Source organism: Massilia sp. IC2-476 (assembly GCF_020707295.1).
GTDB lineage: Bacteria > Pseudomonadota > Gammaproteobacteria > Burkholderiales > Burkholderiaceae_D > Telluria.
Genome location: NZ_JAJFER010000008.1, coordinates 223,262 through 237,260, shown reverse-complemented (window position 1 = coordinate 237,260; position 13,999 = coordinate 223,262). Strand labels below are relative to the sequence as shown.

Annotated in this window: 10 protein-coding genes; 5 read left to right on the top strand and 5 right to left on the bottom strand. The window is 66.8% G+C overall.

Features of this window, described 5'->3' with window-relative positions; genetic code table 11:
• Positions 1-14: 14 nt before the first annotated feature.
• On the bottom strand, positions 15-2,654 hold the full coding sequence (locus tag LK539_RS20245; RefSeq protein ID WP_227802865.1) for a TonB-dependent receptor: 2,640 nt from the start codon (positions 2,652-2,654) through the stop codon (positions 15-17).
• A 374-nt stretch (positions 2,655-3,028) separates the two neighbouring features.
• Between LK539_RS20245 and LK539_RS20240 the strand changes: the two genes are divergently transcribed.
• Complete coding sequence (locus LK539_RS20240; protein ID WP_227802864.1) at positions 3,029-3,688, top strand: choice-of-anchor J family PEP-CTERM protein; 660 nt, start codon at positions 3,029-3,031, stop codon at positions 3,686-3,688.
• A gap of 19 nt (positions 3,689-3,707) precedes the next feature.
• On the opposite strand, the gene LK539_RS20235 is transcribed toward LK539_RS20240, so the two are convergent.
• Positions 3,708-5,087, bottom strand: a complete 1,380-nt coding sequence (locus LK539_RS20235; RefSeq protein ID WP_227802863.1) for an HD-GYP domain-containing protein — start codon at positions 5,085-5,087, stop codon at positions 3,708-3,710.
• A gap of 210 nt (positions 5,088-5,297) precedes the next feature.
• Between LK539_RS20235 and LK539_RS20230 the strand changes: the two genes are divergently transcribed.
• Together LK539_RS20230 and LK539_RS24455 are read left to right on the top strand one after the other, a co-directional pair.
• Positions 5,298-6,899: an FAD-dependent oxidoreductase gene (locus tag LK539_RS20230; protein WP_227802862.1), complete on the top strand. Its 1,602-nt coding sequence runs from the start codon at positions 5,298-5,300 to the stop codon at positions 6,897-6,899.
• Between the two features lie 215 nt (positions 6,900-7,114).
• Complete coding sequence (locus LK539_RS24455; protein ID WP_307729123.1) at positions 7,115-8,731, top strand: methyl-accepting chemotaxis protein; 1,617 nt, start codon at positions 7,115-7,117, stop codon at positions 8,729-8,731.
• Between the two features lie 91 nt (positions 8,732-8,822).
• Here the strand turns inward: LK539_RS24455 and LK539_RS20215 are convergent, their stop codons facing one another.
• Both LK539_RS20215 and LK539_RS20210 read right to left on the bottom strand, forming a co-directional pair.
• Positions 8,823-9,635 carry a hypothetical protein gene (locus tag LK539_RS20215; RefSeq protein ID WP_227802861.1) on the bottom strand — a complete coding sequence of 271 codons (813 nt, stop codon included), beginning with the start codon at positions 9,633-9,635 and terminating at the stop codon, positions 8,823-8,825.
• A 134-nt stretch (positions 9,636-9,769) separates the two neighbouring features.
• Positions 9,770-11,035 carry a serine hydrolase gene (locus LK539_RS20210; protein ID WP_227802860.1) on the bottom strand — a complete coding sequence of 422 codons (1,266 nt, stop codon included), beginning with the start codon at positions 11,033-11,035 and terminating at the stop codon, positions 9,770-9,772.
• A gap of 134 nt (positions 11,036-11,169) precedes the next feature.
• Here LK539_RS20210 and LK539_RS20205 point away from each other — a divergent pair, with 134 nt between their 5' ends.
• A complete protein-coding gene (locus LK539_RS20205; protein ID WP_227802859.1) occupies positions 11,170-12,156 on the top strand; it encodes an LLM class flavin-dependent oxidoreductase in 987 nt (328 codons plus the stop codon).
• 6 nt (positions 12,157-12,162) lie between these two features.
• On the opposite strand, the gene LK539_RS20200 is transcribed toward LK539_RS20205, so the two are convergent.
• A complete protein-coding gene (locus LK539_RS20200; protein WP_227802858.1) occupies positions 12,163-12,753 on the bottom strand; it encodes an isochorismatase family protein in 591 nt (196 codons plus the stop codon).
• A gap of 88 nt (positions 12,754-12,841) precedes the next feature.
• On the opposite strand from LK539_RS20200, the gene LK539_RS20195 reads away from it, so the two are divergent.
• Positions 12,842-13,906 (top strand): serine hydrolase, encoded by a 1,065-nt coding sequence (locus LK539_RS20195; protein ID WP_227802857.1) that lies wholly within the window; start codon positions 12,842-12,844, stop codon positions 13,904-13,906.
• The last annotated feature ends 93 nt before the right edge of the window (positions 13,907-13,999 follow it).

The following is a 13,999-nucleotide window of genomic DNA, read 5'->3' as shown; positions in this document are numbered from 1 at the left end:
CTATTACAGCCGCATTACAGCTTGCCGCGCAGGCCGATGTAGAAGGTACGGCCGTTCGAGTAGAACGCACGCGGGCGGTCCTCGTTTTCGGCGTACATCTTGATCGTCTCGTTGGTGAGGTTGAGCGCGTCGAAGGTCAGGGTCAGCTGCTCGGTGAGCTTGATGTTGAGCGAGGCCGCCAGCGAGGGCATGCTGTCCACGTGCTGGCTGGCGCCGCGGTCCACGCCGGCCTTGTACTTGGAACGGTAGTTGTAGGCCAGGCGCGCCGAGAAGCGATCGTTCTCGAAGTAACCGGTGACGTTCCAGGTGTTCTTCGAGGAGTTCAGCAGCTCGCCGCCGTCATCCAGCTCGCCGTCGGCATGGGTGTAGTTCACCAGGGTGCCGAAGTTGTTCCACAGCGGCTGCTGCCAGCTCAGTTCGATCCCCTTGTTGGTGCCGGTGGTGTTGTACGGCGAGGTGATCTGGTACTGGGTCTGGGTGTTGCGCTTGTTGTTGAAGTAGGTCCCGGTCGAGGTACCCTGGGCCACGATCGAGCGGAAGTCCATGTAGAAGAAGCCCGCCGACAGCAGCGCCTTCGGCGCGTAGTACCACTCCATGCCGAGGTCGAAGTTGGTGGCGCGCACCGGGTCGAGGTTGACGTTGCCGCCGTTGCCGCTTAGGGCGTCGTCGTTGAGCGAGACCGAGCCGCCCAGCGCCGAATAGTCCGGACGGGCGATGGTCTTGGCCAGCGCGGTGCGCAGCAGCAGGTCCGGCGACACCTCGAACTTCAGGTTGGCGCTCGGCAGGTAGTCGCGGTAGGTGCGCTTGAAGGTGGTCGGGGTGTAGGGACCGAAGGCCGAGCCGGTGACCGGGCTCGGGCCACCCGGCAGGTTGACCACCGTGGTCTGGCGCGTTTCGATGGCGCGCAGGCCGACGTTGCCGCTCCAGCTGCCGCTGCCGAATTCCGCCATCGCATACAGGGCGGCGGTCTTCTCGCCGACCTGGAACTCGTTGGTCCAGTTGTGGCGCAGGGTGTAGTCGAGCAGGCGGTTGCCCGGGACCGCGCCCCAGGCGCCGAGCGCAGCGCCGTTGTACTTGAAGTAGTTGTTCAGGATGTTGCCGCCCAGGTCCTTGCCGAAGTCGGACGGATACATCTGGCCATTCCACGCCGGGCCGGGCGCGGTGAAGCCGTTCGGGCCCGGACGGGTTTCCAGCGGATGTTCCGCAGTGCGGCTATGGTCGGTCCAGCGTGCGCCGAAGCGGATCGCCGATACGCTGGCGTCCTGCAGGCGCCATTCGCCGTCGATTTGAGCGTATTTCTCCTTGTCGACCGACTGCGACTCGCCGCCGCCGGCCCAGGCGGTGCTGCCCGGCGACGCCGTGTTCCCGCCCGGGTAGCTGACCGAGGCCGGGGACAGGCCGTTCAGGGCGTAGACCATGCCGCCATCCACGTTGTTCTGGTAGTAGACGTCGTCGCGGTCCCAGCCCACGCCATAGGTCTTACCGACCTTGCCCGAGATGCTCAGCCGGTCGTTGATGCGGGTCTTGCCGTTCAGGTCCAGGTACCAGGCTTCGCCGCCGGCGTCCGGACGGTAGATGTTGTCGACTTCGCCCGCGTTGCGGGTAAAGGCGGCGCCGACCAGGGTGCCGTTCCTGACGACCGGGTTGGCCGGGATCAGGTTCATGCTGTTGATCGAGTTGGCCGGCGCGGCCAGCCAGTTGGTGTTCTGGTGCGGCGCGTCGAGCTTGGAATAGAAGCCGTTCAGGTCGATGCTGGTGCCGCGCTGCGGACGGAATTCGAGGTCGAAGGCGCCGCCCTGGCGCTTCTTCTCCTGCTCGAACAGGGCCGCGCCGATGAAGGTCGGGACCACCACGCCGCGCAGGGCCGGATTGGCGATGGCAGCCGCGCTGGTAGCGCTGATCGGGGTGTAGCCGAGGATCTCCTGGCCGTCGCGGCGCACCGCGGCTTTTTCGGAGAAGGCCTGCACCAGCAGGCCCACGGTGCTCTCGGCGTTCTTCCAGCTCACCAGGCCGGACAGGTGCGGCTTGGTTTTATCCGACAGGTCGTTGTAGTTGGCCTGGACCGAGCCTTCCACCGTCAGCTGGTTGCGGAAGTCGAGCGGACGGCGGGTGATGACGTTGATGGCGCCGGAGACGCCGCCTTCGACCAGGTCGGCGGTCGGGCTCTTCTGCACCACGATCGAACCCACCAGTTCCGAAGGCAGCAGCGAGAAGCTGCTCGAGCGGCCGACGTTGCCGCCGATCTGGTTCAGCACGAACCAGTCGCCGGTGCTGATGGCGTGGCCGTTGAACAGGGTCTGCTGCAGGCTGGGGCTGGTGCCGCGCAGGCTGACGCGGTCGTTCTCGCCGAAGCCGCCCTCGCCGCCGGCCGAGGATTGGGTGTTCACGCCCGGCAGGCGCTGGATCGCGTCGGCCACGTTCTTGTCCGGCATCTTGCCGATGTCTTCCGCGGTCACGACTTCGACCACCGCGTCGGCGTTGCGCTTCTGGCGCAGCGACTGTTCGAGGGCGGCGCGCACGCCGGTCACCACCACGGTCTGGGTTTCCACCGGTTCCTGCGCCTGTGCCTGCGCTGCCATGCCCATCACGAATACCGTCACTGCGCCCGCGATCGCGGTGCGCCTGTACTGCTGCCGTGCCATCTTCTCGTTCATGTTCTCTCCCAAAACTGTGTGGTGATTCCGCGACTGGCCGGAACCGCGTCTCTTTCACTTCAGCCTTCCGGTCTCGAATGGGTGTGGACGTTCGGGCGTCTCTCGTGTGGGAGGCATTGTGGAGTGATCTTTTAGGCCATGTTTGTCAAATCTTGCTATGCCGAACAGAATTTCATCGTCCTGTCACACCGGTATGGCAGGGGCGGCAATGCCGCCGGCAGCTGTCGAATACTTTTACATATTTATAACTGTTTCTAATAGGAAATGCGTCATTTTTCCTATAAATCAAGGACTTATGTTTCTGGCACGATCCGTGCTTTTACACTTTGAACGGGGTGTACTGGCCCTTTCTCTACAACGCACGGAGGCGATACATGATCAAGAAGTTGATGCTTGCCCTGGCTTTCGCGTCGGCGATGGGCGGGGCGCAGGCGGCAGTCCTGCTGTCGGAAGATTTCGAAGATGTCAGCGCACTGCCGGGACAGGGCTGGGTGTTGAACAACGCCAGCACGCCACCGGGCGTCGCGCCGGGCTGGGTACAGGGCAACCCGGATGTGTTCCCGGCCCAGCGCTTCCCGGATGAACCGGCAAATGCCTACATCGCATCCAGTTTCGAAAGCGCCGCACCGGGCGGCCAGCTGAACGACCAGCTGTTCACGCCCCTGTTCTCGCTCGAAAACGGCGCCATCGCTACCTTCTGGCTGCGCGGCGCGCCCGAGGCAGAGTTCAACGACATCGTCATCTACGGCTACACGGAAGGCTCGACCGATCCGGCCGACTTCATCGAGTCGATGACGGTGACCGCGCCCAAGGACGGCTGGCGGATGTACACCCTGACGATCAATCCGATGGAAGGCATCTCGGGCCGCCTCGGCTTCGTCCATACCGGTGCGGAAGCGAGCTCGAACTACGTCGGCCTCGACACCCTGCGCGTGAACACCCTGCGCGAGCCCACCGGCGTGCCGGAACCGGCATCGCTGCTGATCTTCGGCCTCGGCATGGCCGGCCTGGCCGCGGCGCGCCGCCGCCACTGATCCACCGGCAGGCCGCGCCTCAAGCGGCCTGCACCAGGGGCACGCGCGCCAGCGCGGCCTTCAGCGCCGCGAAGCAGTCCGGGTCGAGCGCGCTGCCGACCGTCTTTTCCATCATGCCGAGTGCCTGCTCCACCGGGATCGCCCCGCGATAGGGGCGCTCGGCCGTGATCGCGTCGAAAATGTCCGCGGTGGTGATGATGCGGGTCTCGATGCCGATGGCCTCGGCGCACAGCCCGCGCGGATAGCCGGTGCCGTCGAGGCGCTCATGGTGGGCGCCGGCGATCGTCGCCAGTTCGGCAAAGGCCTGGATCCGGCCCAGGATGGTTTCCGTATACTGCGCATGCAGGCGCACCGCCTCCCACTCCTCGCGGTCGAGCGATCCTGCCTTGTCCAGCACGCTGTTGCTGACGCCGAGCTTGCCGACGTCGTGCAGCAGCGCGCCGCGCTTGAGCCAGCGGCGGCGCGCGGCGGACAGGCCGAGCGACTCCGCGATCATGTCGGTATACAGCGCCACCCGCGCGCTGTGCCCGCTGGTGTACGGGCTCTTGGCATCGACCACCTGGCCGAAGGCCGCCGCGATGTCGTCGAGGTAGTCGTCGTCCAGCGCCACCTCGCAGCCGGCCGGTTCCAGCGCGAACACGGCCTGGTCGACGCCGGGCGCGGCCAGCACCCGCCAGAATTCTAGATCCGCCGCCACTTCTTCGAAGGCGCGCACCAGGCGCGGGTCGAACCAGCTGCCGGCGCGCTCGCGCACTTCGCGCAACGCGCTGTCGCATCCCGCGGCCGTGTGGAACACGTCGACCACCTGGGACAGCAGGGCAATGCGGGCGTACACCGGGATGCTTTCGCCGGCCAGGCGATCGGGCTTGCCCTTGCCGTCGTAGTGCTCGTCGAGGGCATAGATGCCGGCCGCCACGCCGACTGGAAAACGCAGCAGGCGCGCGATCTCGGCGCCGCGCTGGCAACGGGTGGCGATCAGGTCCTGGGCGATCGCGGGGCCGTCGCGCAGGATCGTCATCACGCTGCGAAAGCGCTCGGCCAGGCCGGCCTTCAGGCCCGTGTGGGTCAGCACGAAGGACAGCACCTGCGGCAGGCTGTCGCCCACCAGCTTGAAGTCGCGCTTGAAGTCCAGGTCGTCGGTCAGGTACAGCTCGCAGATGCGCGCCGCATTGCTGCTGCAGCCCAGGTCCTTGAGCAGCAGCGTGTAGTAGAGCTCCCACAGCTGCTCGTCCGCCAGGCCCGCGGCGCGGCCCACGTGCATGCCGATCCAGCAGGCGCGCATGCAGTGCCCGGGCGGCTGGCCTTCAGTGATGTCGAGCGCATAGCTCAGTGCGCCGATGAGTTCGGAGAGTTTCATGGCGCTCGGGGCGCGCACTTCGGGCGGAAGGACAAGATCCATGATTGTTCCCATCGGCAATTTAAATTGATTCTACGCCACATCCTCATCTTTGCAAGATGAAACTGACGGCTTTGCCGAGCGCTGCGGCGCGCCCGCGACAGCCGCTTGCCTGCCATCGTGCTCCAGCCTTTCGCGCCTCCACGTAGACTGTCCCGACTCCGATGGATGCGCGCCGCCAGCCGCGGTGCCCCTGTACTGAAAGGATGCGACATGACTGCTTCCAGCAATGGCACTTCGGTCTCGGTCTGGATGGACACCGCCAGCCTGCCCACCTACGCACCCCTGCCCGGCGACCTCGATACCGAGGTCTGCGTGATAGGCGCCGGCATCGCCGGACTCACCACGGCCTACCTGATGGCGAAGGAAGGCCGCCGCGTCACGGTCATCGACGCGCTTGGCGTCGGCGCCGGCGAGACCGGCCGCACCACCGCCCACCTGTTCCCGCCTGACGAGTGGTACACCTTCATCGAAGACAAGTTCGGCGCCGCCAGCGCGCGCCTGGTGGCGGACAGCTACGCGCGCGCGATCGAGCTGGTCGAATCGATCGCCAAGGAGATCGCGGCCGTCGATGGCATCGACTGCGAATTCGAGCGCCTCGATGGCTACCTGTACGCCCTCCCCGGCAATGGCTTCCAGGACCTCGAGAAGGAATACGTGAGCGCCCGCCGTGCCGGCGTCGCGGTGGAACTGCTGCCCGGCGTGCCCGGCCTGCCCTTCGACAGCGGGCCGGCGGTGCGCTATGCGAACCAGGCGCAGTTTCATCCACTGAAGTACCTGGCCGGGCTGGCGCGCGCCATCGAACGCCACGGCGGCAAGATCCATGGCGGCACCCACGCGCACCGCCTGCGCGGCAACCAGCAGCAGCAGACGGTGTCCACCGATCACGGCGAGATCCGCGCCCGCCACGTGGTGCTGGCCACCCACACGCCCTTCAACGACCGCGTCGTCATGCACACCAAGCAGGCCGGCTACCGCACCTACGTGGTCGGCCTGCGGGTAGCACGCGGTTCGCTGCCGCGCATCCTGCTGTGGGACACCGGCGACCCGTACTACTACGTGCGCCTGGAAACGCCCGATCCTTCCATGGACCACGACATCCTGGTGGTCGGCGGCGCCGACCACAAGACCGGCCAGGACGACCATCCCGAGCACCGCTACGACGAGATCGAGCGCTGGACCCGCGAGCACTTCCCGATGGCCGGCGCGGTTGCCTACCGCTGGTCGGGCGAAGTGATGGAGCCGTCCGACGGCCTGGCCTACCTCGGCCACAATCCGATGGACGACGATAACGTCTACCTGATCACCGGCGACTCCGGCAACGGCATGACCCACTGCACCATCGGCGCCATGCTGGTGACCGACCTGGCGGCGGGACGCCCCAATCCGTACAAGTCGCTGTACGATCCGTCGCGCAAGCCGATCCACGGGCTGGCCGATTTCGCCCACGAACAGGCCAACACCATGGCGCGCTACGGCGAATGGCTGACCGGCGGCGACGTCGATAGAGTAGAAGAGATCGCCGCCGGCGAAGGCGCGGTGGTACGCGACGGCCTGCGCAAGATCGCGGTCTACCGCGACGCCCAAGGCGGCCTGCACGCGGTCTCGGCCAAGTGCACCCACCTCGGCTGCGCCGTGCACTGGAACTCGGCCGAGCGTTCCTGGGACTGTCCCTGCCACGCATCGCGCTTCGATATCGAGGGCAATGTGCTGCACGGCCCGGCGCCGGAGCCGCTCGAGAAGGTCGAACTGGCCGAAAACAGCGCGCCGCCGCGCGGCCCGCGTCCCGGCATGCGAGGACGCGGCGCGCGCTGATGCCGATCAATTAACAGCCCTTATCTTCCCGCCAACGGCAGTTAACGCGCTCTTAACGAAGCGTTGTTTTTGCCACGCAAATTTCATGCAAATGTCATGAATGCGTGGACATGCCGCACGGAAACAGGATACTCGTCAATACGTACCCGCGGATGCGCTGGTACGCGTGTGCGCCCGTACACGCCTTGCCCAAATAACAAGCGACGAGAAATCCCATGAAACTCGAGAAAATGAAGATCCGCAGCCTGCTGGCGCTGGGCTTCGGCGCCGTGCTGGCGCTGATGCTGGTGCTGGCCGCCCTGGCCCTGTCCACCATGCACAGCGCGAACGAAATGACGAACGCGCTGACCCGTGATGGCATCCGTAAATCCAACCTCCTGCAGGAATGGAAATCGATGATCGAAGTCAACGGCGCACGCACCATCGCCGTCGCCAAGGCCACCGACCCGGCTGCCGAGCAGTTCTTCCTCGACGCGATCAGCAAATCGTCCGAGCGCACCAGCGCGCTGCAAAAGCAGGTCCAGGAAGCGATGGCGAACGACCCCGAAGGCAAGCGCTTGTTCGAGCAGATCGTGGCCAGCCGCGAAGCCTACCGCACGGCGCGCGCCGAAGCATTCCGCCAGAAGAAAGAAGGCCAGCTGGAATCGGCCGCGCGCTTCTTCGACACCGACATGATGCCCAAGGTGAACGGCTACGTGGCCAGCGTGGAAGCGATGGTCGCCTACCAGAAGCGCGCCGTGGCCGCCCAGGGCGACGCGATCGACGCCCACGTCGCCTTCAGCCGCAACCTCTTGATCACCCTGAGCGTAGCCGCTGTCATCACCGGGATCGCCTTTGGCTGGCTGATCATGCGCGCCGTGAGCCTGCCCCTGCAGCGCGCACTCGATGTCGCGCGCACCGTGGCATCGGGCGACCTGAGCACCCGTATCGAGGCCGAGGCCTGCAACGAGACCGGCCAGCTGATGGTGGCGCTGAAGGATATGCGCGACAGCCTGCACGGCATCGTCAGGCAGGTGCGGCGCGGCACCGATACCATTGCGGCAGCATCGCAGGAAATCTCGGGCGGCAACCTCGAACTCTCGGCGCGCACCGAAGAACAGGCCAGCTCGCTGGAAGAAACCGCGGCGTCGATGGAAGAACTGACGGCCACCGTCCGCCAGAACGCCGAGAACGCGCAGCAGGCCAATGCCCTGGCGCGCAGCGCTTCCGGCAGCGCAGCGCGCGGCGGCGACACGGTGGGCGACGTGGTGCGCACCATGGCCGACATCAGCGTCGCCTCGCAGAAGATCGGCGAGATCGTCGGCGTCATCGATGGCATCGCCTTCCAGACCAACATCCTGGCGCTGAACGCCGCGGTCGAAGCCGCGCGCGCCGGCGAACAGGGTCGCGGCTTCGCCGTGGTGGCGTCGGAAGTGCGGGCATTGGCGCAGCGTTCGGCCACCGCGGCAAAGGAAATCAAGACCCTGATCGGCGATTCCGCCGGCAAGGTCGAGGAAGGCGGCCGCCTGGTCGCGCAGGCCGGCAGCACCATGGAAGAAATCGTGGCCGGCATCGCCGGCGTATCGGCCATCATGGCCGAGATCGCAGCGGCCAGCGGCGAACAGTCGCTCGGCATCGAGCAGGTGAACCAGGCCGTGACGCAGATGGACCAGGTCACCCAGGAAAATGCAGCGCTGGTCGAGGAAGCGGCAGCAGCCTCCGACGCGCTGCGCGAACAGGCGCAGGCGCTGTCGCAGCTGGTGGCGACCTTCCGCCTCGACGAGCGCGAGGAAGCGGCTGCAGCCGGCGCGCCGCGCCGCGCACCGTCGCTGCGCCCCGCCCTCGCCGCCTGAGCGGCGTAAACGACGACACCAGCCCGCAGGCTGGTGCCGCATGCGGCCACGCGGGCCGCATCAAGAGAAAATCAGCGCAGGATTGCGCGGATCAGTAGCCGCGGCCGGTGGTGCCGCCGCCGGTACCGCCGCTGGTGGTGCTGGAACCGGTGGTGCCGGTGCTGCCGCCAGTGCCGCTGGTGCTGCTCGAGCCGCTGGTGCCGGTGCCGGTGCTGCCGGTGGTGCCGGTGGTGCCCGAAGTACCGGTAGTGCCGCTACGACCGGTGGCGTCCATGGTGCCGGTCGAGCCGCTGGTGCCCATGGTGCCGGTGGCGCCGCTGCCGGTGGTGCCGGTACCCATCGAGCCAGTGCTGCCCGAGGTGGTGCCGGTGCCCATCGAGCCGCTGGTGCCGGTGCCGCTGGTGCCCGACGAACCGCTGGTACCCATCGAGCCGCTCGAACCCGACGAACCGCTGGTCGAGCTACGGGTTTCTGGCTCGCTCGAACGGCCGGTGCTGGTGCGGCCGGCTTCCACGCCCGAACCGCTGGTGCCCATCGCGCCGCTGGAGCCGCTCTGGCCGCTCATGCCGCTCGAACCGCTCTGGCTGCTGCCCGAGTCCATCGAACCGCTCTGGCTCGAACCGGTGGAGCCGCTCTGGCTCGAACCGCTGCTCGAATGCTTCTTCTTGCTGTGCTTCTTGTCCTGCTTCTGCGAGCTGCCGGTCGCGCTGGACGACGAGCTGCCGCTGCTCTGATCGTTCATGCTGCCGCTCTGGCTGCTGCCGCTGGTGGCGCCGGCGCTGGTGCCGGACTGGCCGGACTGGCCAGCGGTGCTGCTGGATTGTGCGTGAACGGTGGTGGCGCCGAACATGGCTGCAGCAACGGAGGCGCTCAGCAGGCCTTTCAGTAGCTTATTCATCTTCATGTCGATCTCCTCAAATTTGTCGTCGGGGCTAAGTGCTCAACAATATCAACAAGATATTGAATTTAGGTTTCCGAGTGTAGAGAGGCCGCATGGAGGGAGGCGCACGGTAGCCTCCCGGAAAAACTAAATCTGCTTCAAGGCTGAGCTGGCACAGCCGCGGCAGCACCCGCCACTGCCTCCAGTCCGGCCGCCTGCGCCGACAGCGTGCCGAGCTGGGTGTAGAGCGCCAGCACGTTGCTGCTGTCGTCCGGGTAGACCCGGTTCGACAGGAACACATAGAAGGTGCGCGACTGCGGATCGATCCACAGGATGCAGCCGGTGAAACCGGTATGGCCGTAGCTGCCGACCGGGAACACGCTGCCGCGCGGACGCTGCGCATAGGGCGAATCGATATCCATGCCCATGCCGCGCAGGGCCAGGCCGGACGGCGATTGCACGGTGCTCAAGAGGCGCACGCTGTCGCGGCTCAGCAGGCGCACGCCATCGAGTTCGCCGCCCTGCACGAGCATGCGGCCGAAGCGCGCCACGTCGCCCACGGTCGAGAACACGCCGGCCGAGCCGCCGACGCCGCCCATGCGGCGCACGGTCGGGTCGTGGACCGCGCCCTGCAGCAGTTGTCCGGGGCCGAGGTCGCCATGCAGGGCGGCGTCAGGCGCCGTGGCGGCGCCGCGCTGGGTCGGTGCGATGCGCGCCGCCGCCATGCGCGCCAGCGGCAGGTAGCCTGTGTCGCGCATGCCGAGCGGTGCGAAGATGCGCTCGTGCGCGAAACGCTCCTGCGGCATGCCGGAGACCTTCTCGATCAGCAGGCCGAGCAGGATGTAGTTGACGTCCGAGTAGCGGAAGAAGCTGCCCGGCGCGTGCGTCAGCGCCTGGCTGCAGGCCAGCCCGAGTGCCGCTTCCTTGCCCTGCCAGGCCGGTTTCGCCGGCAGGCCCGCCGGCAGCCCGGAAGAATGGGTCAGCAGCTGGCGCACCGTGATCGCTTCCTTGCCGCCGTTCGCGCATTCCGGCAAGTAGCGCGCCAGCGGCGCTTCCAGGTCGAGCTTGCCCTCCTCGGCCAGCAGCAGCACCGCGGGCGCGGTCGACAGCACCTTGGACAGCGATGCCGCATCGAACACGGTAGCCGGCGTGACGGCCGTCGCGCCTTCGTCGTAGGTGAAGCGTCCATAGCCCTTTTCGTACACGACGCCGCCGCGCTCGAGGTGGAACACGGCGCCCGGCAGCCTGCGCGCGGCGATGTTGTCCTCGATCGCGCGGTCGAGCTCGGCCAGCCGTGCTGGATCCAGCCGGTCTTCAGCGCGCATGGCGTTCCCGGGCAGCTGGGCGCAGCCGGCGGCCAGCAGCGCGGTGCAAAGGGTGGCGAGGGCGGTGCGGCGGCATGGCAGGAAGGGGGAGCGGGACATGGTGGAGGCTGGCTTGATGATGCGCCCGATCATAAGGACGGGTCTGCCACCGGTCAAGCGTGGACAAGTTTTACCGACTAGCAATTTCCGGGCAGCGCCGCACGCGAAAAACCGGATCGGCGTAAGATAAATGGATGATTCCATTTTCCATACTCGACCTCGCGCCGATTACTGAAGGCAGCGATGCGGCAACTTCTTTCCAACGTTCACTCGACCTCGCCCAGCACGGCGAGCGCTGGGGCTACCAGCGTTTCTGGCTGGCCGAGCACCACGGCATGCCGGGCATCGCCAGCGCGGCAACCAGCGTGCTGATCGGCCACGTGGCGGCCGGCACCTCGACCATCCGGGTCGGCGCCGGCGGCATCATGCTGCCGAACCATTCCCCCTTGGTGATTGCGGAACAGTTCGGCACCCTCGCCTCGCTGTTCCCGGGACGGATCGACCTCGGCCTCGGCCGCGCGCCGGGCTCGGACCACACCACCGCGCGCGCCCTGCGCCGCAACCTGGCCTCGGATGCCGATGAATTCCCGCAGGACGTCGTCGAGCTGATGGATTATTTCGCCGACTCGCCGCGCCGCCAGGTGCGCGCAGTGCCCGGCGCGGGCCTGGACGTGCCGGTGTGGATCCTCGGCTCCAGCCTGTTCGGCGCCCAGCTGGCGGCGGCGCTCGGCCTGCCCTATGCCTTCGCCTCGCACTTCGCGCCGCAGATGATGATGCAGGCGATCGAGATCTACCGCTCGACCTTCCGCCCCTCGAAGCAGCTCGACAAGCCCTACGTGATGCTCGGCTTTAACGTGTTTGCCGCCGAGTCGGACGAGGAAGCGCAGCTGCTGGCAACGTCGATGCAGCAGGCCTTCGTCAACCTGCGCACCGGCCGCCCGACCAAGCTGCAGCCGCCTAAACCCGGCTACCTGGAAAGCCTGGGCACGGCCGAGCGCATGATGCTGGACAGCGTGCTGTCCTGCACCGCGATCGGCTCGCCGGCCACGGTGGAAAGCCAGCTGCGCAGCTTCATCGCCCGCACCAAGCCGGACGAGTTGATGATCACCTCCCAGGTGTTCGACCACGCGGCGCGCCTGCGCGCCTACGAGATCACGGCCGAGATCAATCGCAAGGGCTGAGTCCCTCTACGCGTCGCCTGTGCCCGCCTGCAACATGTCGATGATGGCGCGGGTCGAGCGCACCCGGCCCATCTTCGGGAAGATGTGCTTGCAGGTAAAGTGGTGCGCCTCGGCCTCCATGCTCGTCATCGCATCTTCCGCGAACACCAGCGTGTAGTTGCGGTCGAACGCCGCGCGTGCCGTCGATTCCACTCCGAAGTTGGTGGCGATGCCACCCAGCACCAGGGTATCGATGCGGCGCCGGCGCAGCAACTGGTCCAGTTCGGTACCGTAGAAGGCGCCCCACTGGCGCTTGGTGACCACGATGTCGGTCGCTTCCACACCGGCCATCTCGGCCAGTTCGGAAGCGTCATACGGCGGCGCGGCGGCGCCGGGCGGGCGCATCGGGGCGTCGGCCAGTGGGGTCGGCAGTTCATTCAGCAGCACCCGCACGTACACCACCATCGCTCCGCGGCTGCGCATTTCCTGCGCCAGCAGCACGCAGCTGCCGACCGTCTGTTCGGCGCTGTAGGGCGCGAGTTCACGCTTGACGTTACTGTTCTGTAAATCGATCAGCACGAGCGCAGTGCGCGCCCAGTCCAGGGATTGTCCGTTCATCGCGTCCTCCTGCGCGCAGTATCCCGAATTCACACCTGTCACGGCGCACACGGCTACAATGCGCCGACTACTTCCTTCTGGAGCACGCATGCAACGTCGCCAGTTCATCCACCTTTCCTCGCTCGCGGCCCTCGGCCTGCTGTCCGGCTGCGCCGCGGTCGCCAATCTCACCACCGGGCCGCTGATCGAGCGCCACGTCCCGAAGGACTACAGCGGCGTGGTCGCCGTGCGCAAGGATGCGCGCTCGACCCTGGTCACCCAAGCCGGCGGCCTGGCCCTGCGCGAAGAAAAGCAGCCCATGACGAAGGAAACGCGCTTCCTGGTCGGCTCGATCACCAAATGGATCAGCGCCGTCACCGTGCTGCGCCTGGCCGACATGGGCAAGCTCGACCTGGATGCGCCGATCGCGCGCCACCTGCCGGAACTGCCGGCTGCCAACGGCGCGGTTACCCTGCGCCAGCTGATGTCGAACCGCAGCGGCATTCCGAACGGCCTGGCGGAAGCCTTGCGCAAGGACCGCGCGGTCGAGAAGCTCGAGATCGGGCCGGTCGAGGCGGCCCTGCGCTTCGGCACGGGCACGCCGACATCAAGCCCGGGCGAGCAATGGGATTATTCGTACACCAACTGGATCCTGGTTGCGGCCGTGGTCGAACGCGCCACGAAGAAAACATTCACGGAAGTGGTGGAAGAGCTGGTGCTGGCGCCAGCAGGCGTGCGCGATACGAGTTTCGCCGCGACGGGCTACGAGGACGAAGTGGGCATGGCGGTCGCCTACAACGCCGCAGGCCAGCGCAAGACCGCGGCCGTGCCGCCGATGGTGGCGGCCAGCGGCACCCTGTACAGCACCGCACGCGACCTGGTGGCCATCGCCGATACGGTTTACTTCACCAAGCTACTGTCGGACAAGGCGCGCAAGGAGCTGTCCACCGTGGTGGTGGCCTCGGAAGAGTACGCGCTGGGCGGCAAGGTGAAAACCGTCGCCACGAAAAAAGGCGCCCGCTCCCTGGCCTGGGAAGCGGGCGCCATCGGGGCCTACAAGACCCTGCTCGCCTACGACCCGGCGGATGGCCGGGCCGTCGTCCTGCTGAACAACACCGACATACCGCAGTCGGAACAGGCGAAAATCGCACTTGCACTGATTGAAGATCTGTAGGGTGGGCGGGTCTCCCGCCCACGCAGTCAACCGGCATTAGTTTACCGCGTGGGGTGAATCGTGCCAGTGGCACGATTCACGAGCCGCCCACCC

What these genes read in the sequence shown, in the direction of transcription:
- LK539_RS20245 (WP_227802865.1), bottom strand. Translation starts at nt 2,654, where the DNA reads ATGAACGAGAAGATGGCACGGCAGCAGTACAGGCGCACCGCGATCGCG.
- LK539_RS20240 (WP_227802864.1), top strand. Translation starts at nt 3,029, where the DNA reads ATGATCAAGAAGTTGATGCTTGCCCTGGCTTTCGCGTCGGCGATGGGC.
- LK539_RS20235 (WP_227802863.1), bottom strand. Translation starts at nt 5,087, where the DNA reads ATGGATCTTGTCCTTCCGCCCGAAGTGCGCGCCCCGAGCGCCATGAAA.
- LK539_RS20230 (WP_227802862.1), top strand. Translation starts at nt 5,298, where the DNA reads ATGACTGCTTCCAGCAATGGCACTTCGGTCTCGGTCTGGATGGACACC.
- LK539_RS24455 (WP_307729123.1), top strand. Translation starts at nt 7,115, where the DNA reads ATGAAACTCGAGAAAATGAAGATCCGCAGCCTGCTGGCGCTGGGCTTC.
- LK539_RS20215 (WP_227802861.1), bottom strand. Translation starts at nt 9,635, where the DNA reads ATGAAGATGAATAAGCTACTGAAAGGCCTGCTGAGCGCCTCCGTTGCT.
- LK539_RS20210 (WP_227802860.1), bottom strand. Translation starts at nt 11,035, where the DNA reads ATGTCCCGCTCCCCCTTCCTGCCATGCCGCCGCACCGCCCTCGCCACC.
- LK539_RS20205 (WP_227802859.1), top strand. Translation starts at nt 11,170, where the DNA reads ATGATTCCATTTTCCATACTCGACCTCGCGCCGATTACTGAAGGCAGC.
- LK539_RS20200 (WP_227802858.1), bottom strand. Translation starts at nt 12,753, where the DNA reads ATGAACGGACAATCCCTGGACTGGGCGCGCACTGCGCTCGTGCTGATC.
- LK539_RS20195 (WP_227802857.1), top strand. Translation starts at nt 12,842, where the DNA reads ATGCAACGTCGCCAGTTCATCCACCTTTCCTCGCTCGCGGCCCTCGGC.